This is a genomic window from Streptomyces sp. NPDC015144, assembly GCF_043079735.1.
GTDB lineage: Bacteria > Actinomycetota > Actinomycetes > Streptomycetales > Streptomycetaceae > Streptomyces.
This window is the reverse complement of the sequence record NZ_JBIBUU010000023.1, coordinates 17,632-40,604: the sequence shown is the minus strand read 5'-3', so window position 1 is coordinate 40,604 and position 22,973 is coordinate 17,632. Positions and strand designations below refer to the sequence as shown.

General features: G+C 73.4%; 20 protein-coding genes. 14 read left to right on the top strand and 6 right to left on the bottom strand.

The features are described from left to right. The first annotated feature begins 111 nt into the window (after positions 1-111). Positions 112-3,297, top strand: a complete 3,186-nt coding sequence (gene glyS, locus ACF08W_RS30010; RefSeq protein WP_385479987.1) for a glycine--tRNA ligase subunit beta — start codon at positions 112-114, stop codon at positions 3,295-3,297. A gap of 106 nt (positions 3,298-3,403) precedes the next feature. Here glyS and ACF08W_RS30005 read toward each other — a convergent pair whose 3' ends face one another. Together ACF08W_RS30005 and ACF08W_RS30000 are read right to left on the bottom strand one after the other, a co-directional pair. Then, a complete protein-coding gene (locus ACF08W_RS30005; RefSeq protein WP_392281183.1) occupies positions 3,404-4,582 on the bottom strand; it encodes a GDSL-type esterase/lipase family protein in 1,179 nt (392 codons plus the stop codon). A 101-nt stretch (positions 4,583-4,683) separates the two neighbouring features. Beyond that, on the bottom strand, positions 4,684-5,253 hold the full coding sequence (locus ACF08W_RS30000) for a TetR/AcrR family transcriptional regulator (RefSeq protein WP_392281182.1): 570 nt from the start codon (positions 5,251-5,253) through the stop codon (positions 4,684-4,686). 156 nt (positions 5,254-5,409) lie between these two features. Here ACF08W_RS30000 and ACF08W_RS29995 point away from each other — a divergent pair, with 156 nt between their 5' ends. The 9 genes from ACF08W_RS29995 (at position 5,410) to ACF08W_RS29955 (ending at position 15,311) form a co-directional block, all read left to right on the top strand. Then, positions 5,410-6,285 carry a Gfo/Idh/MocA family protein gene (locus tag ACF08W_RS29995; protein WP_392281181.1) on the top strand — a complete coding sequence of 292 codons (876 nt, stop codon included), beginning with the start codon at positions 5,410-5,412 and terminating at the stop codon, positions 6,283-6,285. A gap of 430 nt (positions 6,286-6,715) precedes the next feature. Continuing rightward, a complete protein-coding gene (locus ACF08W_RS29990) occupies positions 6,716-7,648 on the top strand; it encodes an ArsR/SmtB family transcription factor (protein WP_385205682.1) in 933 nt (310 codons plus the stop codon). Positions 7,649-7,977: 329 nt separating this feature from the next. Continuing rightward, positions 7,978-9,042, top strand: coding sequence for a phytanoyl-CoA dioxygenase family protein (locus ACF08W_RS29985; protein ID WP_392281180.1), 1,065 nt, complete (start codon positions 7,978-7,980; stop codon positions 9,040-9,042). Next, positions 9,024-10,352, top strand: a complete 1,329-nt coding sequence (locus ACF08W_RS29980; protein WP_352273157.1) for a DUF6271 family protein — start codon at positions 9,024-9,026, stop codon at positions 10,350-10,352. Before ACF08W_RS29985 ends, ACF08W_RS29980 begins: the two co-directional genes overlap by 19 nt. A 5-nt stretch (positions 10,353-10,357) precedes the next feature. Continuing rightward, complete coding sequence (locus ACF08W_RS29975) at positions 10,358-11,566, top strand: type III PLP-dependent enzyme (RefSeq protein WP_392281179.1); 1,209 nt, start codon at positions 10,358-10,360, stop codon at positions 11,564-11,566. A gap of 1 nt (position 11,567) precedes the next feature. Next, positions 11,568-12,131: a GNAT family N-acetyltransferase gene (locus ACF08W_RS29970; protein ID WP_392281178.1), complete on the top strand. Its 564-nt coding sequence runs from the start codon at positions 11,568-11,570 to the stop codon at positions 12,129-12,131. 6 nt (positions 12,132-12,137) lie between these two features. Then, positions 12,138-13,358, top strand: coding sequence for an MFS transporter (locus tag ACF08W_RS29965; protein ID WP_392281177.1), 1,221 nt, complete (start codon positions 12,138-12,140; stop codon positions 13,356-13,358). A gap of 110 nt (positions 13,359-13,468) precedes the next feature. Continuing rightward, a complete protein-coding gene (locus ACF08W_RS29960) occupies positions 13,469-14,173 on the top strand; it encodes a 4'-phosphopantetheinyl transferase superfamily protein (protein ID WP_352273154.1) in 705 nt (234 codons plus the stop codon). Between the two features lie 4 nt (positions 14,174-14,177). Next, on the top strand, positions 14,178-15,311 hold the full coding sequence (locus tag ACF08W_RS29955; RefSeq protein WP_392281176.1) for a P1 family peptidase: 1,134 nt from the start codon (positions 14,178-14,180) through the stop codon (positions 15,309-15,311). Positions 15,312-15,351: 40 nt separating this feature from the next. Here ACF08W_RS29955 and dmpG read toward each other — a convergent pair whose 3' ends face one another. Genes dmpG through mhpD form a run of 3 tightly spaced genes read right to left on the bottom strand, consistent with a single transcriptional unit; the run spans position 15,352 to position 18,115 of the window. After that, a complete protein-coding gene (gene dmpG, locus ACF08W_RS29950) occupies positions 15,352-16,374 on the bottom strand; it encodes a 4-hydroxy-2-oxovalerate aldolase (RefSeq protein WP_385205703.1) in 1,023 nt (340 codons plus the stop codon). Then, positions 16,371-17,318 (bottom strand): acetaldehyde dehydrogenase (acetylating), encoded by a 948-nt coding sequence (locus ACF08W_RS29945; RefSeq protein ID WP_385205706.1) that lies wholly within the window; start codon positions 17,316-17,318, stop codon positions 16,371-16,373. The genes dmpG and ACF08W_RS29945 overlap by 4 nt, the downstream gene beginning before the upstream one ends. Further along, a complete protein-coding gene (mhpD, locus tag ACF08W_RS29940) occupies positions 17,315-18,115 on the bottom strand; it encodes a 2-keto-4-pentenoate hydratase (protein ID WP_392281175.1) in 801 nt (266 codons plus the stop codon). Before mhpD ends, ACF08W_RS29945 begins: the two co-directional genes overlap by 4 nt. A 183-nt stretch (positions 18,116-18,298) precedes the next feature. Between mhpD and ACF08W_RS29935 the strand changes: the two genes are divergently transcribed. Both ACF08W_RS29935 and ACF08W_RS29930 read left to right on the top strand, forming a co-directional pair. After that, on the top strand, positions 18,299-19,015 hold the full coding sequence (locus tag ACF08W_RS29935) for an IclR family transcriptional regulator (protein ID WP_352273266.1): 717 nt from the start codon (positions 18,299-18,301) through the stop codon (positions 19,013-19,015). A gap of 98 nt (positions 19,016-19,113) precedes the next feature. Beyond that, positions 19,114-19,638 (top strand): hypothetical protein, encoded by a 525-nt coding sequence (locus tag ACF08W_RS29930; protein ID WP_385205712.1) that lies wholly within the window; start codon positions 19,114-19,116, stop codon positions 19,636-19,638. An 82-nt stretch (positions 19,639-19,720) separates the two neighbouring features. On the opposite strand, the gene ACF08W_RS29925 is transcribed toward ACF08W_RS29930, so the two are convergent. Continuing rightward, a complete protein-coding gene (locus tag ACF08W_RS29925) occupies positions 19,721-20,605 on the bottom strand; it encodes an SIS domain-containing protein (protein WP_392281174.1) in 885 nt (294 codons plus the stop codon). Positions 20,606-20,843: 238 nt separating this feature from the next. Here ACF08W_RS29925 and ACF08W_RS29920 point away from each other — a divergent pair, with 238 nt between their 5' ends. Both ACF08W_RS29920 and ACF08W_RS29915 read left to right on the top strand, forming a co-directional pair. Then, positions 20,844-21,644: a DeoR/GlpR family DNA-binding transcription regulator gene (locus ACF08W_RS29920; protein ID WP_385205717.1), complete on the top strand. Its 801-nt coding sequence runs from the start codon at positions 20,844-20,846 to the stop codon at positions 21,642-21,644. A gap of 292 nt (positions 21,645-21,936) precedes the next feature. Further along, positions 21,937-22,938: an MBL fold metallo-hydrolase gene (locus tag ACF08W_RS29915; protein ID WP_385205720.1), complete on the top strand. Its 1,002-nt coding sequence runs from the start codon at positions 21,937-21,939 to the stop codon at positions 22,936-22,938. Positions 22,939-22,973 lie beyond the last annotated feature (35 nt).

Sequence of the window (22,973 nt, the reverse complement as noted above, 5' to 3'; positions counted from 1 at the left end):
GCATTCGGCGACCAGGGGGCTCCTTCCCGCTCGATAGACTCGCCGGACTCAGGGTCTCCTGTGCTCCGGCCGGGAAGTGCTCCGAAGTCCGCGCGCCGCGTCCGTGAAGGAATGATCTCAGTGTTGACGATGCAAGAAGCTCTCCAGGTGCTGAACACCTACTGGGCCGAACAAGGCTGTCTGAACGTTCAGCCCATGAACACTGAGGTCGGCGCGGGCACGCTCAACCCCTCCACGTTCCTGCGCGTCCAGGGCCCGGAGCCCTGGCGGGTGGCGTACGTGGAGCCGAGCGTCCGCCCCGACGACTCCCGGTACGGGGAGAACCCCAACCGCCTCCAGACCCACACCCAGTACCAGGTCATCCTGAAGCCGGAGCCGGGCAACGCCCAGGAACTCTTCCTCGGCAGCCTCCGCGCCCTGGGCATCGACACCGACGCCCACGACATCCGCTTCGTCGAGGACAACTGGGCCTCCCCGGCGCTCGGCGCCTGGGGCCTGGGCTGGGAAGTGTGGCTGGACGGGCTGGAGATCACCCAGTTCACCTACTTCCAGCAGGCGGGCGGCATCACGCTGGACCCGGTGTCCGTGGAGATCACCTACGGCATCGAGCGCATCCTGATGGCGCTCCAGGGGGTCAACCACTTCAAGGACCTCCAGTACGCGCCCGGCGTCACCTACGGCGAGGCCTTCGGTCAGGCCGAGTACGAGATGAGCCGCTACTACCTCGACGAGGCTGACCTCGACACCCAGCGGACCCTCTTCGAGGCGTACGCGGGCGAGGCGCGCCGCCTGCTCGACGCACGGCTGCCGGTGCCCGCGTACTCGTACGTGCTCAAGTGCTCGCACACCTTCAACGTGCTCGACGCGCGCGGTGCCATCTCCACCACCGAGCGGGCGCGGTCCTTCGCCCGGATGCGCGGACTGGCCCACGAGGTCGCCGCGCTGTGGGTCGCCCGCCGCGAGGAGCTGGGCTTCCCGCTGGGCACCGTCCCGGGGACCGCCGCCGCGCTGAAGGCCCAGGCCGCCGCCGAGCGCGGCACCGACTCGGAGGCCGCCGCCCCGGCGGAGCAGCGGCAGGAGCCGGAGCAGGCCCCCGCGGAGGCGGAACCAGCCGCCCCCGCGGCCCCCGCGGTCGCTGAGCCCGTCGCCGCCGCTCCTGCCGAGCCGGTAGTCCCCGGGCCCGTCGCTCCTGCCGAGCCGGTGGCCGTCGCCGAGCCCGTGGCCGCTCCCGTCGAGGCCGGTCCGGCCACGCTGGTGCTGGAGATCGGCGTCGAGGAGATGCCCCCGGCCGAGGTCACCCGGACCACGCGGGCGGTGCGCGAGGCGCTGACCGAGAAGCTGGCCGCCACCCGGCTCGGCCACGGCGCGATCAGCGTCGTCGCCGGCCCGCGCCGCGTCGTCGCCGTCGTCGACGGGGTGCAGCCCCGCGAGACGGACTACGAGCAGACCGTGCGCGGCCCGAAGGTCTCCGCCGCCTTCGACGCCGAGGGCAACCCCACCAAGGCCGTCCTGGGCTTCGCCCGGAGCAACGGCGCCGACCCCGCCGAGCTGGGCCGGGTCGTCTTCGGCAACAACGAGCACGTGGCGCTCACCCGCCAGGTCGCCGGACGCCCGGCGCAGGAGGTGCTGTCCGCTCTCCTCCCGGAGATCGTTACCGGGCTGCGCGCCGAGAAGAACATGCGGTGGAACGTGCCGAAGCTCGCGTTCACCCGCCCGATCCGCTGGATCCTCGCGCTCCTCGGCGACGAGGTCGTCCCCTTCACCGTCTCCACGCTGGAGTCGGGGCGCACCACGCAGGTGCACCGCGACGCGGCCCGGCCGACCGTGGAGGTGCCGACCGCCGACGGATACCTCTCCTTCCTGGAGCACCACGGCATCCTCGCCGACGCCGAGGAGCGGCGGCGGCTCGTCGTGGACGGGGCGGTCCGGCTCGCCGCCGAGGTCGGCGGATACATCGACACGGAGCGGCACACCGGCCTCATCGACGAGATCACCAACCTCGTCGAGGCGCCGACCCCGATCCTCGGCGGCTTCGAGGCCAAGTACCTCTCGCTGCCCTCCGACATCCTCGTCACGGTCATGCGCAAGCACCAGCGCTACCTGCCGGTGGTGGGCGAGCGCGGCGAGATGCTGCCGTACTTCGTCGCCGTCGCCAACGGGTCCTGCGACCACGACGTGGTCCGGCGCGGCAACGAGGCCGTGCTCCGCGCCCGGTACGAGGACGCCTCCTTCTTCTGGAAGGCGGACCTGGAGACCCCGCTGGCCGACATGAAGGAGAAGACCCGCCTCCTCACCTTCGAGGAGCGGCTCGGCTCCATGGCGGACCGCGCCGACCGCATCTCGGCCGTGGCCCTCCGGCTGGGCGAGAGCGTCGGGATCTCCGGCGCCGACCGCGAGACCCTGGAGCGCGCCGCGTCGCTCACCAAGTTCGACCTCGGCTCGCAGATGGTCACCGAACTCTCCAGCCTCGCGGGCGTCATGGCCCGCGAGTACGCCTACCGGGCCGGGGAGAGCGAGGCGGTGGCCCAGGCGCTCTTCGAGAACGAGCTGCCCCGCTCCGCCGGTGACCTGCTGCCCGGCACCCTGCCCGGCGCCCTGCTGGCGTTGGCGGACCGCTTCGACCTGCTGGCCGGGCTCTTCGCGATCGGCGCGGAGCCCTCGGGTAGCTCCGACCCGTTCGGGCTGCGGCGCTCCGCGCTCGGCGTGGTCAACATCCTGCTCAGCCGGGGCGACCTGGCCGGGCTCACCGTCCACCAGGGCCTGGCCATCGCGGCCGGGCACCAGGCCGTCCCGGTGGCCCCCGAAACGGTCGACGCCGCCCAGCAGTTCGTGGTGCGCCGCTTCGAGCAGCAGCTCATCGAGACGGGCCACGCCACCGTGGACGTCCGGGCGGTGCTGGTCCGGGCCGACGCGCCGCTGCTGGCCGCGCGGGTCCTGGAGGAGTTGGAGAGCCTGCGCGGCGACGAGCGGTTCGCCACCGTCGTGGCCGCCTTCCAGCGGATCCGGCGCATCGTCCCGGCCGACGTGACGGCGGGCTACGACCGGACGCTGTTCTGGGAGCCCGCGGAGCAGGGCCTGCACGACGCGCTGAGCAAGAGCCGGGCCGTTCTCGCCGGGGAGGGCTCGCTGGTGCGCTTCAGTGCGGAGACCGGTGAACTGGTCGCCGCGGTCAACACCTTCTTCGACGACGTCCTGGTGATGGCCGACGACCCGCGGGTGCGGGCCAACCGGCTGGGCCTGCTCGCCGCCGTGCGCGACCTCGCGGAGGGGCTCATCGACTGGGAGGCGCTGGTCTGACGCGGCGCCGCCGCCGATCGACTGTTCGCCCGACCGCCGTCCGTCGTCCGCCATTCCTGGCGCGGCGGGCGGCGGTCCGGCGTTCACGGTGCCGTGGCCCCGGGGTTCAGCGCGGTTCCGCGGCGAACGGGCCGCCCTCGCCGAACACGAGCCGCCCGAAGCTCTCGCCGATCCGGCGGTGGGCGGCGGCGTCGGGGTGGATGCCGTCGGGCAGCGGGAGTTCGGCGTACTCCCGCTCGCCGTACAGTTCCCGGCCGTCCAGGTAGTACAGGGCCGGGTCGTCGGCCGCGCGCTGCTCGACGATCCGGGCCAGCTCCTCCCGGACGACGGTGAGTGTCAGGCGCCCGGCGGCGCGTTCGGCCGGATCGCCCGTCGCCCGGAATCGCAGCGTCCCGTCGGAGAAGTCGGGCATGAGCGGACCCGGGGTGTCCTCCTGGACCGGGCAGAGCAGCGGCGACACGACCAGCAGCGGCGTGGCCGGATGGCCCTCGCGGAGGGTGTCGAGGAAGCCGTGCACCGCCGGGCCGAAGGCCCGCAGCCGCATCAGGTCGCTGTTGACGACGTTGATGCCGATCTTCACGCTGATCAGGTCGGCGGGGGTGTCCCGCATCGCGCGGGCGGTGAACGGGTCGAGCAACGCGCCGCCGCCGAACCCCAGGTTCACCAGCTCCACCCCGCCCCGGGCGGCCGCCAGCGCCGGCCAGGTACCGGTCGGACGCGTGGCGTTCGAGCCGTGGCTGATGGAGCTGCCGTGGTGCAGCCACACCCGGCGCCCCCGGTCCGGCGCCGGCTCGACGGGGGCGTCGGTGCGCAGCGCGACCAGCTCGGTGGTCTCCGTGTGCGGGAGCCAGATCTCGATGTCCTTGTCGTGCGCGGGCAGCCCGGTGAACAGGGCGGTGCCGACCGGTCCCTCGGTCAGCTCGGAGGTCTGGGCGACCAGGTCGGTGACCGTGCGCACGTTCCCGCCGGACACCGTGGCCCGGGCGGCGGGGGCGCCGTCCACCACCAGGTCGTACACGCCGTCGGGCCGGGGCGGCAGTCCCCGGTAGGCCCGCTTGGTGGGCAGCGTGTCCAGGGCGACGGCCGTGGCCCTCGTACGGAAGACCAGCCGCACCCCGGACGGCTGGGCCTCGGCCTCGGCCAGTTGCTGGTCGGGGATCTGGCGGCGGGCCCGGGCGGGCAGCCGGTGCGGCAGCAGGCCGTGGGCCGTCGCCTCCAGATCGAGGTGGCCGCGGAGGAGGTTCTCGGTGACGGGGGTGGTGATCCAGTCGGGCTCGGTGTTCATCGTGTTGTGTTGCCTCGGGTTCGTTCGGGAGGTTCGTCGGCGGGGGTCGGGAGTGGGTCGGGCGGATGCCTGGCCGGGACCGGCGGGGCGGCCCCGCCGGGTCAGCGCGGGGCGAGGGTCCGCAGCAGGGTGTCGAGGGAGTCCACGACCCAGGCCCAGGACTCCTCCGCCCCGGGGGCGGAGTGCTCGAAGCCCCCGGCCAGCTCCAGGCTCGCGTAGCCGTGGAAGACGCTGCCCAGCATCCGGACCGCGTGCGTCTGGTCCGGCTCCGGCAGGTCGTAGCCGCGCAGGAGGGCCCGCATCATCTGCGCGTGCCGCACCCCGGCGCTGGCGGCCGCCGTCTCGGGGTCGAGCCGGAGGCGGGCGGCCTCGTAGCGGCCGGGATGCTCGCGGGCGTAGTCGCGGTAGGCGTTCGCACAGGCGGCCAGGGCGTCCTTCCCGGCCCGCCCGGCCAGGGCCTCGGCCACCCGGTCGGCCAGCTCCTCCAGGGCGAACAGGGCGATCCTGGTCTTCAGCTCCTGGGAGCTCCCCAGATGCGAGTACAGACTCGCGACCTTCACGTCGAACCGCCGGGCGAGCGCCGAGACGGTCAGCTGGCCGAAACCGACCTCGTCGGCCAGCTCCGCCCCCGCCAGGGTCAGACGCTCCGGGGTCAGTCCCGCTCTCACCATGCCCACTCTCCCATCCAACGAAAGCTATTATGTAGCTGCCTAAAGGGTATAGGAAAAAGATGGATGCGTTCGGGACCCGTCCGTACGTGGGAGGATCGGCGGCAGTGGGGCCCGGGGCGGCTCGCGGGCCCACCGGCTCGAAGGGAAACTCTCCGGATGCGCATCGGGATCGTCGGCACGGACAACAGCCATGTCGACCAGATCGTCCGCCACCTCAACACCGACGCGGCCTGCGGCGACGCACGCGTGGTGGCCCTCACCGGCGGGCGCACCCCGCGCAACGGCGCCCTGGCGGCCGCCGGGGGCATCGCGGAGGTCGTCGAGACCCCCGCCGACCTGCTGGGCCTGGTCGACGCCGTCGTCGTCGCGGACCGGGACGGTGCCCGTCACCGCGAACAGGCGATGCCCTTCCTGGCCGAGGGCCTTCCCGTCTTCGTCGACAAACCGCTCGCCCGTACCGCCGGGGACGCCCGCGCCCTGACCGACGCCGCCCGCGCCCACGGCGCCCCGCTCACCTCCTCCTCGGCGCTCCGCTGGATCCCCGACACCGAGGAGCTGGCCGCCCGTTCGGCGCGGGCGGGGGCGCCGGAGCTGGTCGTCGTCTCCGGCCCCGCCGACCCGGACGGCGACCACGGCGGGATCTTCTTCTACGGCATCCACGCCGTCGACATCGCGCTCCGGCTCGCCCCCGGCCCCCTCTCGGCCGTCCGCGTCGACACCACCGGCTCCACGGTCGTCGCCTCGTTCACCGCGGGCCCCACCCGGGTGGTCGTGAACCTCGTCCGCCCCGGTCGTACCGAGCAGATCCCGTTCCACGCCATGGCGTTCACCCGGGAGGGCATGACGGAGCGGACCCTCGTCCCGGGCCCCGACTACTGCCTGCCCGGACTCCGGGCCTTCCTGGCGATGGCGCGCACCGGGCGGCCGCCGATCGACTACCCGGACCTGGTGCGCCCCGTTGAGGTCCTGGAGGCCGTCGACACCGCGCTCGACACCGCGCTCGGCGGCGCGCCGACGGGGGCCGGAAGCTGATCCGGACGTACCGTACCGGGGTTACGGACCGGCGAAGGGGAGCGGTCGGACTCATTCGTTCCGTATGACGAATCGCCTGGTGGGGGCGGGTTTCGCAGGGTCCGGGGCGGTCGGCTCGACGGGAAGTGTTTGTCATGCACCTGCCCATACATGATCACCTGGCGTACGAGTTACCCCGCCGTACGTGATGGTCGTGTGACCTGGGCCACGAGATCCTTGACAGTTGCCGGACGGGTGCCGAAAGCTCAAGCAGCATTGGTCTGGACCACTAGGGATGGGCGGGGTTCGTGTTCAAGCCGTCGCATGCTTCTGCCGTGGACGTACTCCGATCGCTCCTCGAACTCCGACGCAGATCGAGAGAGTTGGCGGCGAGCGGGGCGGGACGCGCCGCCGCCGGTCCGGGGTACCCGCGCGCCGGCCGGGCGGTGTGATGCGACGCCACCCTTCCGACGTACGGCTGGCGCTGTGCGAGTCGTGGCAGGCGTTCGGCGCGGCCGCCCTCCTGGTCCGGTACGGCCCCGACGTCCCCTGGCCGCACGCCTCCTGGGCCCGCGAGGCGCACGGGCTGCTCACCCCGCGCCTCAGGTCGCTGGTCGCCCTCGCCCGGGCGCGGGGGCGCATCCCGTCGTTCCTGACCGCGGGCGCCACCTCCCGGGCCAGGGGGTTCGCCGCCGAACTCGACGGCATGGGGCGGGTGTCGGCCGGACTCGTCCGCGACGAGCTGGCCCGGGAGTACCCGCAGGGCTTCGCCGACCCGCTGATCGCCGCCCTGGTCCGCGACCCGGAGGCCCAACTCGGCTACCTGGCCGTCGAGCTGTCCCGGTTCTGGCGGTCCGCGATCGAACCCCGCGCGGCCGGGCTGGCCCGCTCGCTGGAGGAGGAGATCCTCTTCCGCTCCCGCGCCCTGGCGATGGGCGGCGGGGCGGAGCTCCTGCGCGACCTGCGCGTCCCGTACGAGCGCACCGAGGGCGCCGACCGGGTGACCGCCGTGCCCATGATGTTCGCGGACGGCACCTGCTGGTGGTCGGTGGCGGGCGGGCGGACCGTGGTCTCCTTCCCGGCGCGCGGGGCGGGGCTCCTGCGCACCGAACCGGACCGGGACGGCGGCGGGCGGCCCTCGCGCGAGGACCGGCTGGCGATCCTGCTGGGCCGGGGGCGCGCCTCCGTCGTCCGCCAACTGGCCGCGCCCACCACCACCTCCGCCCTCGCCGACCAGCTCGGACTGGCCGCCAGCACCGTCTCCCAGCACCTCGCCGCCCTCGTCTCGGCGGGCGTGGTGCAGCGCCACCGGGCGGGCACCCGCGTCCTGTACGAACTCAACCGGTCCGGGCTGGAACTGACACAGTGCCTGACCAGCGGATGACCGTCCGTTCGGTGTGCGGCACCGCCTCCCACCTGCGGTCGGGGCGATTCGGCACACACCGAAAGGCTTGTCGGCCCGGACGGCCGTCCAGCAGAGTCTGAACGGCGGAGCCACCCGGCCGGAGGCCGGCGCGACGCCACCACGCGAGACCGGCGGCGAGCCGGTCGTCAGCCGAGAGACCGAGAGGCGCGAGGAGCCGAGCCACGGCCCCCGCCCGGTCCCGAAGCACTCCCACCCGCACCCGCGGCCGTCGTCGACGAGGACGAGCGCGCCCGCGGCCGCTCCCCGGTGCCCGGGAGCACGAAGACGCAGAGCCTGGAGTGATTGCCTTGCCGACGCCCGAACCGTATCTGTACCGAGCCCCCTCCGAACGCCCGTACTTCAGCTCGGACGGCGAGGCGTACCTGGCACGCACACCGCTGCGGGAGATCCGCAAGACGCGGGAGCTCCGGGTGCTCTCCGAGGAGGACTTCGCGTTCTGGCAGGACTACGGCTACGTCGTCGTCCGCGAGGCGATCCCCGCCGAGGCCGCGCGCCGGCTCCTCGACTTCACCTGGGACTTCCAGGGGCTCGACCCGGCCCGCCCCGACACCTGGTACCAGGACCGGCCGTTCCGCGACGACCTGGACCGGGAACTGCACGTCTACGGCTTCGTCGAGGCGTACCACCACCAGCTCATCTGGGACAGCCGGCAGACCCGACGGGTCTACGACGCCTTCGTCGACGTCTGGGACTGCGAGGAGCTGTGGGTCACCCTGGACCGGCTCAACCTCAACCCGCCCAACGTGAAGAACCGTGACCGGGCGCTCATCGCCCCCACCGACAAGGGCTTCGACATCGAGCTGCACTGGGACGTCGACACCACGCTCGGGGTGCTGCCGCAGCGCGTCCAGGGCATCATCGCGCTCAACGACACCCGGCCCGAACTGGGCGGATTCCAGTGCTCGCCCGAGCTGTTCCACCGGTTCGAGCCGTGGAAGACCGGCCAGAGCGCGGACCGCGACCCGATCCGGCCGGACGTCGACCGGGACGAATTCCCCGTCGTCCGGCCCGAACTGCGCGCCGGGGACCTGCTGATCTGGAACGGGCTGCTCGCCCACGGCGTGGCCCGCAACACCTCGCGGGACGGGGTGCGCGCGGTCCAGTACCTCTCCATGATGCCCGCGCTCGAATCGCACGAGGAGCTGCGCCGCTCGCGGGTCGAGTCCTGGCGCAGCCTCGCCACACCGGACTGGAACAGGACGCTGGTCGGCGACGTCACGAAGCACGAATCCCTGCGCTACGGCCCCGCCGCACTGAACGACCTCGGCGAACGCCTGCTGGGCCTGAAGTCCTGGCACGAGCCCGCCACCGAGCGGTCGACGGAGGAGCCGGCATGCGCCGTATCTGCCTGACCCTCCCGACCAACCGGGCCTGCGCCGACACGATCACCGCCATGGGCGAGGAGGCCGCGTACGCCGCCGACCGCTTCGGCGTCGAGGCGCACCTGCTGATCCTGGACTCCACCGAGGGACCGGTCCGCGCCGGGCACGCGCGGGCCGCCGAGGCCGCCGGACACCACCGGAACGTGGTCGTCCACCATCTCGGCGAGGACCGGCAGCGGGACTTCCTGCGCCGGGTGATCGCCGACTCCGGGACCGTGAAGCCCGAGGCGGTCCTCGACCTCATGCTGCCCGCCAAGGTCTCCTACGGTGCCTGCACCAACCGCGCGTTCCTGATCGCCGCCGCGCTCGGCTGCCGGTCGGTGCACCGCCGGGACTCCGACAGCCGCTACCAGGTCCTGGACGGCGAGACCGTCTTCCCGGTCCACCACGAGCTGGCCTCGCTGGGGAAGACCGCCGCCGACGCGGCCGACGGCGTGGACGAGAACCTGCTCGGCGCCGACGACGCGGCCAAACCCGTCGCGATGGTGGGCAGTTCGTTCATCGGCGAGCTGTCGGTGGACATCGGCGAGATCCTCCGCACGGACCCGGACGTCTACCACGACATGGTCGGCCTGTGGGCCCCCGCCGACTGGCCCGAGGAGCGGAAGCGGGAGCTGGTCGACGAGTCGTTCCGGGGCGCGGGCACCGAGCCGTTCACCGGCGACCACACGGTGCTCACCCACGTCGACCCGATGCGGGTGGACATGTGCAACATCGGCTTCCTGGACCAGGTGTACGAGCGGGTGCCGCTGCCGCCCGCCACCGACACCATCGGCAGCGACTACTTCCTGCTGCACCTGGTGCACGACGGGACCCTGCCCGGCGTCCTGCACAACCGCACCATCGTGAACTACTACACGCCCGAACGCCGCACCGACGCCGGGTTCACGGCCTACCAGTTGCGGCTGACGAAGTTCTTCCTTTCGATGCTGTACTTCAACCTCATCTACGACCGGATGGCCGCCGAGGGCCCCGCGCTCCTCGACGACGCGTTCCTCCTCCGGCCGGAGAAGGTGGCCGAACTGGCCCGGTGGAGCGCCGGGGCGGACCGTACGGACAACGTGCACCGGCTCGACGTCCTCCACCGCTCCTACCGGCGGCTGGGCGGCCGCTACGCGGAGTTCGCGGACGTCCTCGCGGAGCGCGGCCCGCACCTCCTCGACGAGGCACGGGCCGACATCGAGGACTTCGCCCTGCTCACCGAGGTCTGGCAGCCGCTGATGGCCGCGAGCCGGGCCGCCGGCCTCCCCGGCACGGCACCGGGCGGGCACACGTCGTGACACGGTTGAACACACCCCCGGACCCGCCGCTGAGCACCCCGCTGCGCGCCGCGCTGGAAGCCGCCGGGGAGGACAGGATCGTCTTCGACCTCGCGGGCATCGAGGCGCAGTACGACGCGCTGCTGGACGAGCTGCCCGGCATCGCCGTCCGCTTCGCCATGAAGGCGTGCCCGGTGGACGAGGTCCTCGCCCGGCTCGCGGCGAAGGGCTCGGGCTTCGACGCGGCGAGCCCCAACGAGATCGCCCAGGCGCTCCGTACCGGGGTGCCGGTCGACCGCGTCCACTACGGCAACACCATCAAGTCCGACACGAACATCGCCGCCGCCCACCGCCTCGGCGTACGGGAGTTCGCGACCGACAGCCCCGAGGACGTGGCCGCGATAGCGGCGCACGCCCCCGGCGCCCGGGTCTTCTGCCGGCTGGCCACCAGCGGCGAGGGCGCGCTGTGGGGACTCAGCGGGAAGTTCGGCTGCTCCGGCGACGACGCGGTGCGGGTCATGGAGGAGGCCCGCGGCGCCGGGCTGATCCCCTCCGGCCTCTCCGTGCACGTCGGCTCGCAGCAGATGACGGCGGACGCCTGGCGGGACGCCGTCGACCGCCTCGCCGACGTGCTCGCGCGGCTGGGCCGGCGCGGCATCCACCCGGACCGGATCAACCTCGGCGGCGGTCTGCCCGCGCTCGGCTACCTCGACAGCCGGGGCGAGGTCCTGGATCCGCCGGTCGACAAGATCTTCGCGGTGATCCGGGAGGGCATGGAGCACCTGAGGGCCGTCTCGGAGGTCCCGCTGGACTTCGTCATGGAACCGGGGCGCCATCTCGTCGCCGACCACGGAGCCGTCCGGGCCCATGTCTCCCGGCTCTCCACCCGCAGCCCGGACGGGGGCGCCCCCGAGCACTGGCTCTACCTCAGCTGCGGGAAGTTCAACGGCCTGTACGAGATGGACCAGTTGCAGTACCGGCTGCACTTCCCCACCCGTCCCGGCGCGGACGGCGTACCGGCCGTCGTCGCGGGCCCCACCTGCGACAGCGACGACGCCTACGCCCACCGGCACAACCGGGTCGAGGTGCCCGCCACCGCCGCCTCCGGCGACCCCGTCTGGATCCTCTCCAGCGGCGCCTACGCCACCGGCTACACGACGCGGGGCTTCAACGGCTTCGACCCGCTCCCGCACCTCTGCGTGGACGACGGGCAGCGACGAACGGAAAGGCCATGACGTGCGCGTAACCGTACGAGCCGTGCGCGGCGGGGACTGGGACGCCGTGGTGGCGCTGGAGTCCGCCGCGTACGGCGCCGCCGGACTGACCGAGGGGCGCGCGGCGCTGGAGTCCCGGGCGGCGGCCTCGCCCGCCACCTGCTTCGTGCTGGACCACGGCAACCGCACCGCGGGCTACCTGCTGGCCCTGCCCTATCCGATGTTCACCTGTCCGGACCTCGACCGGACCGAGGACGTCGTCTTCCACTCCCGCAACCTCCATCTGCACGACCTGGTCGTCGCCGAGGACCTGCGCCGCCGGGGCCTGGCCGGGATCCTGCTGGGCCGCCTCCTGACGGTGGCGGCCGCCAAGGGCTACGCGACGGTCTCGCTGGTCGCCGTCGGCGGCAGCGACACCTTCTGGGCGGCGCAGGGTTTCCGCGCCCACCGGGGGATCACGCCCCCGGCCGGATACGGCACCGACGCGGTGTACATGTCCCGGCCGGTGCCGGACACCCGTACCGGCCGGACCGAACTCGCCGATGCGCCCGCGCATCAGGCACCGATCAACGACGAAGTGGGCTGATGACCTGTGTCCGGTGTCCGTGACCCCTTCCGGCGGGGGCTGTTCGCGATCGCGGCGCTCTTCTGCTTCCTCGGCTTCCAGTACGCCACCTGGGCCTCCCGGCTGCCCGCGCTGAAGACGCGGCTCGACCTCTCCGAGGCGGAGCTGGGGCTGCTGCTGATGGCCTGCGGGGCGGGCGCGGCGGCCTCCTTCCCGCTCGTCGCGGTGGCGATGCGGCGCCTGGGCTCGCGCCGTCTCGCGGTGGTGGCGGCGGTCTGTCTGGGCCTGGTCCTGCTCGCCCTGCCGGTCGCCCCCAACTACCCGGTGGCGCTGCTCGTCGTCGCCTGCGACGGGGTCGCCGTCGGCGCCCTGAACGTGGCGATGAACGCCCAGGGGGCCGCGCTCGAAGCCGCCCACGGGCGGACCGCGATGGCCAGGCTGCACGCCACGTTCAGCGCCGGCTCGCTCCTCGCCGCGCTCCTCGCGTCCGGGGTGAACCTGGTGACCACGGAGCTGGCCACCCACTTCGGCATCGCCGCCGCCCTGCTGCTCCTGCTGCTCGTGACGACCCGCGCGGGCCTGCTGCCGGACGATCCCGCCCCGGCCCCGGCGGACGGGGCGCCCGCCCCCGCCGCGGACGGGAAGAAGAAGGGCCGCGGGCTCAGCCTGCCGTCCCGGGTGACGATCTGGATGGGCCTGGCGATGGTGTTCGGCACGGTCACCGAGGGCGCCATGAACGACTGGTCCGCGCTCTACATGAAGGACGTCGCCGGCGCGGGCGCCGAAGTGGCCCCGCTGGGCATCGCGGTGGTCTCGGTGATGATGGTGGTGGCCCGGCTCTTCGCCGACGGCTGGCGCAGCCGCTGGGGCGACGGGCTCGTCGTCCGGACCGGCAGCGTGGTGGCCGGAGCCGGCCTCGCGCTCGCCCTGCTGGCCGGGGGCGTCGTACCGGCGCTCCTCGGGTTCGCCTGCGTCGGGCTGGGCGTCGCGGCGGTCACCCCGTGCGTCTACGTGGCGGCGGCGGGCCGGGGACCGGACGCGCTGGCCCTGGTCGCGGCCATGGGGACGACGGGGCTGCTGGCCGGTCCGGCGGTGATCGGCTTCATCGCCGAAGGCGGCGGTCTGGTCTGGGGGATGGGCGCGGTGGCCGTCTCCGCGGTCCTGGTGTCGCTCTGCGCCACCCGGATCGACTGGCCCGGACCGTCGGCCGGTTCCCGGGACGAGGGGGAGGCCGTGGCGGTCGGCTGACGCCGCTCTGTGGCCGACGCAACACCGATAAGTCGCCGCTCGTGTCACCCACTGGTTGGGACTGTCCGGGATACCGGGCAGGATGGGCAGTCCAGCCAGTGGGGGAGACCATGATCGAGAAAATCCTGCCGTCCGGGGTGGCGGTGGCGGAGGCCTTCTCCGATCCGCCCGAGGCCGTGCTTCTGCCGGAGGAGGCCGCGCTGGCCCGCGGCTTCGTGGCGAAGCGGCGCAACGAGTTCACCACCGTGCGGCACTGCGCCCGCCAGGCGCTGGGCTCCCTGGGATTCGCCCCCGTGCCGATCCTCAAGGGCGAGCGGGGCGCCCCGATCTGGCCCGGGGAAGTGGCCGGGAGCCTCACCCACTGCAACGGATACCGCGCCGCCGCCGTGGCCCGGGCGACGGAGCTGGCGAGCGTCGGCATAGACGCCGAGGAGAACGCGCCGCTCCCCGAGGGCGTCCACGAGAGCATCGCGCTGGCGGCGGAGCGGTGGCGCGGGCGCGTACTGGAGCTGGAACAGCCCGGGATCCACTGGGACCGGCTGCTGTTCTGCGCCAAGGAGGCCGTCTACAAGACGTGGTTCCCGCTCACCCGCCGGTGGCTGGGGTTCGAGGAGGCCGACATCGAACTCCGCCCGGACGGCGGCTTCACCGCGGAGCTCCTCACCACCGACCTGCGGACGGCGGACGGTGCGGCGGGCCCGGCGGTCCCCCGGCGCCTGCACGGCCGCTGGCTCTGCGGACGGGGCCTGCTGCTGACCGCCGTCACGGTGGCCGCCGCCGTGGACCCGGTGCGGGAGGGCTCCCGTACGCTCTGACCGCATGAGCGACGATCACCTGAGCGAAGAGCGCGTCCGCGCACGTGAGTTGGGCATCCCGCTGACCGGTCGGCCGGGGCCGTGGAACGCGATCACGGACGTACCCGGTGTGGAGGTCGGCTACGTCACCCTGGTCGGGGGCGACGACGTACGCACCGGGGTCACCGCGCTGCTGCCGCGCGGCCGGGGCGGCGTGGGCACCCCCTGCGCGGCCGGCTGGCACTCCTTCAACGGCAACGGCGAGATGACCGGGACCACCTGGATCGAGGAGACCGGCTCGCTCGCGGTCCCCGTGGTCATCACCAACACCTACGCGGTCGGCCCGGTGCACCGGGGCGTCGTCGAGTGGGTGCGGGCCAACTGCCGGGGCATGGCCCCGGAATGGCTGCTGCCGGTCGTCACCGAGACCTGGGACGGCCATCTCAACGACATCCACGGCCGGGCCGTGGAGGCGCGGCACGCCGCCGAGGCCATCGAGGCGGCGGCGTCCGGCCCGGTCGAGGAGGGGTGCGTCGGCGGCGGGACGGGGATGCGCTGCTACGGCTTCAAGGGCGGCTCGGGCACCGCCTCCCGCGTGGTGGAGTACGGCGATGACCGGTACACGGTCGGCGCCTTCGTCCAGGCCAACTTCGGCGCCCGGCGCGAACTCGTGGTGGCCGGGGTGCCGGTCGGGCGCGAACTGCCCGACCCGGCGCCGGTCCCGGCACCGGCCGAGGGGGAGCGGCCGGTGCCTCCCGGCGCCGGATCGGTGATCGTGGTGGTGGCGACCGACGCCCCGCTGCTGCCGGGGCAGTGCAAGGCGCTGGCCCGCCGGGTGACGCTGGGCCTCGCCCGCACCGGCACCACCGGCAGCCACTTCTCCGGAGACCTGTTCCTGGCCTTCTCCACCGCCAACCCGTCCGCCCTGAACAGCACGTTCCCCCAGGACGACGGCAGCGCCCCGTACGAGTCGATGCGCTTCGTGCCCTGGGGCCGGATGGACCCGTTCTACGAGGCGGTCGTGGAGTCGGTTGAGGAGGCGGTGCTCAATGTGCTGACCGGGGCCCGGCCGATGACCGGGCGGGCCGGACACCACGTACCGGCGCTCCCGCTGGACCGGGTGCGCGAACTCCTCGCGGCGCGGGGCGCGTTGTCGTGACGGGCGCCCCCGCCGGGCACTGGTCCGGCGGGGGCACCGGTCAGGCGGCCGGGGCGGACCGCCGGGCGAGGTCCAGGGCGATGTCCGTGATCATGTCCTCCTGGCCGCCGACCATCTTGCGGCGCCCCACTTCCACGAGGATCGAGCGGGTGTCGAGCCCGTACCGCTCGGCCGCTATCTCGGCGTGCCGCAGGAAGCTGGAGTAGACACCCGCGTAGCCCAGGGTGAGCGTCTCGCGGTCGACCCGCACCTCCCGGTCCTGGAGCGGCCTTACGAGGTCGTCGGCGGCGTCCATCAGCGGGAACAGCTCGCAGCCGTGGTTCCAGCCCTGGATGTCCGCCACGGCGACGAACGCCTCCAGCGGGCAGTTACCGGCGCCCGCGCCCTGGCCGGCGAGGGACGCGTCGACCCGGACGGCGCCGCTCTCCACGGCGACGACGCTGTTCGCGACGCCGAGGGCGAGGTTGTGATGGGCGTGGATACCCATCCCCGTCTCCGGGGCGAGGACGTCGCGGTAGGCGCGGAACCGGGCGCGGACGTCGTCCATGGTCAGCCGGCCGCCGGAGTCGGTGACGTAGACGCACGTGGCGCCGTAGGACTCCATCAGCTTGGCCTGGCGGGCCAGTTCGGCGGGCTCGGCCATGTGGGACATCATCAGGAACCCGGCGACGTCCATGCCGAGTTCGCGGGCGGCCGCGATGTGCTGGGCGGAGATGTCGGCCTCGGTGCAGTGGGTGGCGATCCGCACGGAGCGGATGCCGAGCCGGTGCGCCTGCTTCAGGTCGTGGACGGTGCCGATGCCGGGCAGCAGCAGGGTGGTGGGGACCGCCTGCCGGGCCGCGTCGGTGACGGCCTCGATCCACTCCCAGTCGGTGTGCGCGCCGACGCCGTAGGTGAGGGAGGAGCCGGACAGGCCGTCGCCGTGCGCGATCTCGATCGCGGCGACGCCCGCCGCGTCCAGCGCGGCGGCGATGGAGCGGGCCTGTTCGACGGAGTAGCGGTGCCGGACGGCGTGCATGCCGTCCCGCAGGGTCACGTCCTGGATGTAGAGATCGCTGGTCATGCGGTCGGTGCCTCCTGCCGGCGGTGGGCCGCGATGCGCTCGGCGGTGCGCAGGGCGGCGGAGGTCATGATGTCGAGGTTGCCCGCGTAGGCGGGGAGGTAGTGGGCGGCGCCCTCGACCTCCAGGAAGACGGAGACCTTCCAGGCGGTGCCGGTGCGCTCGCCCTCGGGGAGGAGGTTGCGCTGGGGGTCGTCGGCCGGGACCCGGTCGAACTGGACGTCCTGCTTGAGCCGGTAGCCGGGCACGTACTCCTGGACGGCGCGCTCCATCGCGAGGACCGCGTCGCGGACCCGGTCGGTGTCGCAGTCGGAGACGAGGCAGTAGACCGTGTCCCGCATGATGAGCGGGGGCTCGGCCGGGTTGAGGACGATGATCGCCTTGCCGCGCGTCGCGCCGCCCACCTTCTCGATGGCGGCGGAGGTGGTCTCGGTGAACTCGTCGATGTTGGCGCGGGTGCCGGGCCCGGCGGACCGCGAGGAGATCGAGGCGACGATCTCGCCGTAGTGGACCGGGGTGACCGAGCGGACGGCGGCGACCATCGGGATGGTGGCCTGGCCGCCGCAGGTGACCATGTTCACGTTGGGCGCGGCGAGGTGCTCGGTGCCGTTGACCGTGGGCACCACGTAGGGGCCGACGGCCGCCGGGGTGAGGTCGACCAGGGTGCGGCCCAGCGGGCGCAGGACCTCCTCGTGGCGCCGGTGGGCACCGGCGGAGGTCGCGTCGAAGACGATCTCGACCTCCTCGAACTCGGGCATCCGCACGAGTCCGTCGATCCCCTCGTGGGTGGTGGCGACCTTGAGCCGGCGGGCGCGGGCGAGCCCGTCCGAGGCGGGGTCGATACCGGCCATGGCGACGATGTCCAGGGTCTCCGACAGCCGCAGCACCTTGATCATGAGGTCGGTGCCGATGTTGCCGGAGCCGATGACGGCGACCTTGGTGGTCACTGGGCGGCTCCTTCGGGTGCGAAGCGGACACGGACGGAACCGAGTCCGGCGATACGGGCCTCGAACCGGTCCCCGGGCGCGGCCGGGACCATCGGGCCGAGGGCGCCGGTGAGGACGACGTCGCCCGCCCGGAGCGGGTCCCCCATCCCGGCCAGCGTGCCGGCCAGCCACACCGCGGCGTTCAGCGGGCCGTCGAGGCAGTCGGCACCGGTGCCGGTGCTGACCCGCTCCTCGCCGCGCAGCAGCTCCATGGTGACGGCGCGCAGGTCGACGGCGGTGAGCGGCACGGGGGTGGTGCCGAGGACGAAGAGCCCGCTGGAGGCGTTGTCGGCGACGGTGTCGGCGAACGTGATGTCCCAGTCGGCGATCCGGCTGTCGACGATCTCCAGGGCGGGCAGGGCGAAGTCGGTGGCGCGGATGACGTCGGCGACGGTGGGCTCTGCCAGGTCGAGATCGGCGCCGAGGACCAGCGCGACCTCCGCCTCCACCTTCGGCTGGAGCAGCCGCCCGGCCGGGACGGTACCGCCGTCCGGTACGGCCATGTCGGAGAGCAGGGCGCCGAAGTCCGGCCGGTCCACGCCCAGCTGGGCCTGAACGGCGGGGGAGGTGAGGCCGATCTTGCGGCCGACGATCCGGCGCCCGGCGGCCAGCCTGCGCTCCACGTTGATCCGCTGCACCGCGTAGGCGGCGTCGGCGTCGTCGGCGGGGATCAGGCCGCGTACCGGGGGGACCGGGCTGCCGGTCCGGGCGGCCTCGGCCAGCAGGTCGGCGGCCTCGCGGACCGCGGGGGAGTTCATGGCGGACAACCTCCGGAACGGGGGTGGGGAGGGAGAGCGGGTGGGGCGATGAGGCAGGTATAGACGCCGCCCCGGCCGGATCCAAGGAACGTTCCGCCACATGGAACACAACGGCCCGGACCAGCCCTTCCGTGGCAGTCTGGAGCCGTGACGAGGAACGAGGAGCCGGTACGGGACGGCAGCATGCTGGAACGGGCCGTGGGGCTGCTGGACTGCTTCCGCCCCGACGGGGGCAGGCGCCGCCTGGCCGAGCTGGCCGCCGGCACCGGCCTGCCCCGGAGCACGGCGCACCGGCTCGCCGCCGACCTGGTCCGCCTCGGACTGCTCGAACGGGTCGGGCAGGAGTACCAGCTGGGCGGCCTCCTCTTCGACCTGGGCTCCCTGGTGCCGCGCCGCCAGGACCTGCGCGAGGTGGCTCTGCCGTTCCTCCAGGACCTGTACGAGGCGACCCGCGAGACGGTCCACCTGGGCGTCCGGGAGAACGGGTCCGTGGTCTACCTCGAACGCATCCACGGCCACGAGCGGCTGCCCCTGCCCTCCCGGGTGGGCGGCGCCCTGCCTCTGAGCTGCACCGGGGTCGGCAAGGCGCTGCTCGCCTTCTCGCCGCGCGAGGCCGCCGAGGAGCTGCTGGCCGGGCCCCTGCCCCGGCTCACCCCGCACTCGGTGACCGATCCGGCCCGGCTGCGCGTGATGCTGGACCAGGCCCGGCTGGCCGGTCTCGCCTACGAGGAGCAGGAGGCCGTGGCCGGGGTGAACTGCGTGGCGTCCCCGGTCTTCGCCGCCGACGGGACGGTGGTCGCCGCCGTTTCGGTGGCCGTTCCGGTGGCGCGCTGGTTCCCGGCCCAGCTCGGCACCGCGGTGCGCACCGCAGCGCTGGGGATGACCCGGGCCCTGCGCTGACCGCCCCGCCGGACGAGCGGGGCGAAACCGGCCCCGGCGAGGCCGACGGGGGCGGGGGTCGTTGGCCCGGCACAGCTTCGTCGGCCATACTGCCCGCCGTGGAGCAGCGCATAGATCCGAACACTCAGCCCGGATACGCCGCGGGGACAGATCCGGCGTACGTCCCCGGTCTCACGGTCCCCGCACCGGCCGCCGGACCGGCGACGAGCCCGCAACGGGCCGTCCCGGAACCGGAACCGGAGCCCGAACCCGCGGCGGAACCCGTCCCCGACGCCCCCGAGGTCTCCGATGCCCCCGGCGACGAGGCGCCCGAACCCCCGGCGGCCCGGAAGGAGGCGAAGGACGGGCCGGCGTTCGAGGCGAGCGACCGGCGCGGCTCGATCGCGGCCGACCACGAGGGGGTCCGCTTCCGGCTGGATGACCAGGAGGCCGAGTTCCGTTGGGACGAGGTCGCCGCGGTCGAGGTGAGACTGCCCCGGTTCGGCCGCCGGTTCACCGTCGTCGTCCACATGGCGAACCGCCGCTGGTACAACGCGGAGGTCGACGCACCGGCCAAGAGCCGCCTCAAGGAATGGGCGGAGGAGATGGACGCGGTCCTGGACGCCTACTTCGAGGAGTCCTGACCCGTCCGTGTACACGCACCTCATGGACACGGACGGGCCGGCGGGCACCTGACGACCGCCGGCCTGTCCGTGTCCGGTCCGGTCAGTCCTCGGTGAGGACGACCGAGCGGGTCAGGTGGCGCGGGCTGTCCGGGTCGAGGCCGCGGGCGGCGGCGCGCGCGATCGCCAGGCGCTGGACGCGCACCAGCTCGGCGAGCGGGTCGAGGCCGCTCTCCACCCAGCGGGCGCCGGTCGCCAGCACCTGATCGGCCAGCCCCTCGGGGGCGGTGCCGAACATCCAGGTCGCGGTGGAGTCGGTGGCGATGCTGATCGGGCCGTGGCGGTACTCCATCGCGGGGTACGACTCGGTCCAGGAGAGCGACGCCTCCTTCATCTTGAGCGCCGCCTCGTTGGCGAGCCCCACCGTCCAGCCGCGCCCCAGGAAGGTGAACTGCGCGCAGTCCACCAGCCCCTCGGGCAGCGGCTCAGCCAGCGCGGCCTCCGCGTCGCGCACCACGGACTCGGTGTGCAGCCCGAGGTGGGCGCGGAGCAGGGTCAGCAGCGTGGTGGCGAACCGGGTCTGCACCACGGACTTCTCGTCGGCGAAGTCGAGCACCACGACGTCGTCGGCCGCCGCCATGACGGGCGTTTCGGGGTCGGCGGTGATCGCCACGGTGCGGGTGGTGCCGCGTACCCGGCCGAGCAGGTCGAGCACCTCGGTCGTGGTCCCGGACCGGGTGAGCGCGACGACCCGGTCGTACGTCCGGCCGAACGGGAACTCCGAGGCGGCGAAGGCGTCGGTCTCGCCCTGGCCGGACCCCTCGCGGAGCGCGGCGTACGCCTGGGCCATGTAGAACGAGGTGCCGCAGCCGACGACCGCGACGCGCTCACCGGCGGTGGGCAGGGCGGCCGACTGCGTCCCGGCCAGTTCGGCGGCGCGGCGCCAGCACTCCGGCTGACTGGCCGTCTCGATCTCGACAAATGACACTGTGCACTCCGAACTCGTGGTGGGGCTCGCGAAGAAGCCCGTGAAGAGACGTGCGGCGCAGGGCGAAGCCCGCTCATGGATGCTCGTTTGTGCACGCTATACGCGCTCTTCGAGCATTATCAAGCAGGGCCCGTGCGGTCGGCTCGACCGAGCGGGGCCCTGTGCGACGCTTGCGCGTGCCCGGTGACCGTACCCGGGGAATGAGCGCCCGACGGCCGGGCCGGTGAGGAGAGTTGTCTTGTCCAGGGATGCCCGGTGGAACGCGCTGCTGGAGCTGGTCGGCAAGAACGGCCGCGTCGACGTCGAGGGCGCCGCCACGGCGCTGGACGTCTCGGCCGCGACCATCCGCCGCGACCTGGACCAGCTCGCCGAGCAGCAACTGCTCACCCGTACCCGTGGCGGCGCGGTGGCGCACGGCGTCGCCTACGAACTGGCGCTGCGCTACAAGACCGGCCGGCACGCCCCGGAGAAGCAGGCCATCGGCCGCGCGGTCTCCGAACTGGTCGCGGTGGGCGAGGTGGTGGGGCTGACCGGCGGCACCACCGTGACCGAGGTGGCCCGCTCGCTCGCGGTGCGCCCCGACATCGTCGGCGAGAACGCGGCCGCGGCGGGCGGCCAGCCGGGGCTGACCGTGGTCACCAACGCCCTCAACATCGCCAACGAGCTGGTGATCCGGCCGCAGATCAAGATCGTGGTGACCGGCGGGGTGGCCCGCCCCCAGTCGTACGAGCTCACCGGTCCGCTGGCCAGCGGGGTGCTGGGCGAGATCACGCTGGACGTCGCCGTGCTGGGGGTCAACGCGATCGACACGGAGCGGGGCGCGTACGTCCACCACGAGGGTGAGGCCAGCATCAACCGGCTGCTCGCCGAGCGGGCGCAGCGGGTGGTGGTGGCCGCCGACTCCTCGAAGATCGGCATGCGGGCCTTCGCCCGGGTCTGCGACCTGGCGCAGGTCGACTTCCTGGTCACGGACCGGGGCATCCCCCCGGAGGCGGCCGCCCGTTTCACGGAGGCCGGGGTCACCGTCGTCGCGGTGTGAGGGGGCCGCCGCCGACTCCGTGGCAGGCAACCATTTTCGGCCATGCTCGGTGGGTAATCGGCCTGATCCCGTTTGACGGCCGCCCGACTCCGGTTCGTCGCGGAGAGCGGTGTCCCGGGCTGAATGGTTGCGGTATGTCTGGAAGATGGGGGACGGGGGCGGGTTGCGTCGGTCTCGCAGGGTTACCGATGTCACGTCGTCGAGCCATGTGAGCGATGCTTTTGAGCCAGCGAGGTTGATGGATGAACGAGTTCGAACGCGTGGCCGGAATCCGGTCGGCATAATCGCGTCCATGTCGATCACGGGTGGGGATGTCGTAGACCTGGGACGGGGCCTTCACGTATGGCTCCCGCCGAAACGGGGCTGGGGGCTGGCCAACTGCGGACTGCTCGTCTCGCCCCGCGGCGCGCTCTGGATCGACACCCCGTACGACACCGTCCTGGCCGGTCAGTTCCTGGCCGAGACGACCAAGCGGCTGCCCGCCGGCGTCAACGTCGACCGGATCGTCGTCACCCACGCCAACGGTGACCACTACTGGGGTGCGGGGGTGCTGCCGGACGCGGAGATCATCGCCACCCGCGAGGCCCGCGAGCACATCCACTACGACCCCACGCCGCAGCAGCAGCACGCCCTGGTCACCTCCGCCGATCCGGCCACCCCGCTCGGCGCCTACCTGGCCCGCCACTTCGGCCCCTTCGACTGGTCGCGGACCGAGCCGCCCGTGCCGACCACCTACTTCACCGGCGAGCTCGAACTGACCCTGGGCGACCACCCGGTCCGGATCTCCTCGCTGCCGCCCGCCCACACCACCGGCGACCTGATGGTCCATCTGCCTGCCCAGGAGGCGGTGTTCACCGGCGACATCATCTTCTCCAGCACCCCGGAGCGGCCCGGCGACCACCCGGTGCACTGGGCCGGACCGCTGAGCAACCTGATCACGGCCTGCGAGCGCGTGCTGGAGACCGGCGCCACCACCGTCGTCCCGGGCCACGGCCCGATCCTCGACCGGGCCGGGGTGCGCGACCACATCGTCTACCTGGAGTACGTGCGCGAGCGCGCCCACGCCTTCCACACCGCGGGGATCCCCGCCGTCGAGGCCGCCCGCCGGGTGATCGCCGAGCGGCGCTACCCGGAGCTGGGCCTGCCCGAGCGGCTGGTGGTGACGATCGGCAGCGAGTACCGCGACCTGGACGGATCCGAACTGCCCGGCGTGCTGCAGGTGATGAGCGAGGTCGCCACCGTCGCCCAGGAGCTGGAGCGGCGGTCCGGACCGGCCGGACCGGCGGAGCGGTAACGTGCGCCGCCGCTCCCGGCCGCAGGGGAACCCCG

Coding starts and splice junctions, on each gene's coding strand:
- ACF08W_RS29935 (WP_352273266.1), top strand. CDS start 18,299: ATGCTGGAACGGGCCGTGGGGCTGCTGGACTGCTTCCGCCCCGACGGG.
- ACF08W_RS29960 (WP_352273154.1), top strand. CDS start 13,469: ATGATCGAGAAAATCCTGCCGTCCGGGGTGGCGGTGGCGGAGGCCTTC.
- ACF08W_RS29980 (WP_352273157.1), top strand. CDS start 9,024: ATGCGCCGTATCTGCCTGACCCTCCCGACCAACCGGGCCTGCGCCGAC.
- dmpG (WP_385205703.1), bottom strand. CDS start 16,374: ATGACCAGCGATCTCTACATCCAGGACGTGACCCTGCGGGACGGCATG.
- glyS (WP_385479987.1), top strand. CDS start 112: ATGATCTCAGTGTTGACGATGCAAGAAGCTCTCCAGGTGCTGAACACC.
- ACF08W_RS29990 (WP_385205682.1), top strand. CDS start 6,716: ATGCGACGCCACCCTTCCGACGTACGGCTGGCGCTGTGCGAGTCGTGG.
- ACF08W_RS30000 (WP_392281182.1), bottom strand. CDS start 5,253: ATGGTGAGAGCGGGACTGACCCCGGAGCGTCTGACCCTGGCGGGGGCG.
- ACF08W_RS29995 (WP_392281181.1), top strand. CDS start 5,410: ATGCGCATCGGGATCGTCGGCACGGACAACAGCCATGTCGACCAGATC.
- ACF08W_RS29955 (WP_392281176.1), top strand. CDS start 14,178: ATGAGCGACGATCACCTGAGCGAAGAGCGCGTCCGCGCACGTGAGTTG.
- mhpD (WP_392281175.1), bottom strand. CDS start 18,115: ATGAACTCCCCCGCGGTCCGCGAGGCCGCCGACCTGCTGGCCGAGGCC.
- ACF08W_RS30005 (WP_392281183.1), bottom strand. CDS start 4,582: ATGAACACCGAGCCCGACTGGATCACCACCCCCGTCACCGAGAACCTC.
- ACF08W_RS29915 (WP_385205720.1), top strand. CDS start 21,937: ATGTCGATCACGGGTGGGGATGTCGTAGACCTGGGACGGGGCCTTCAC.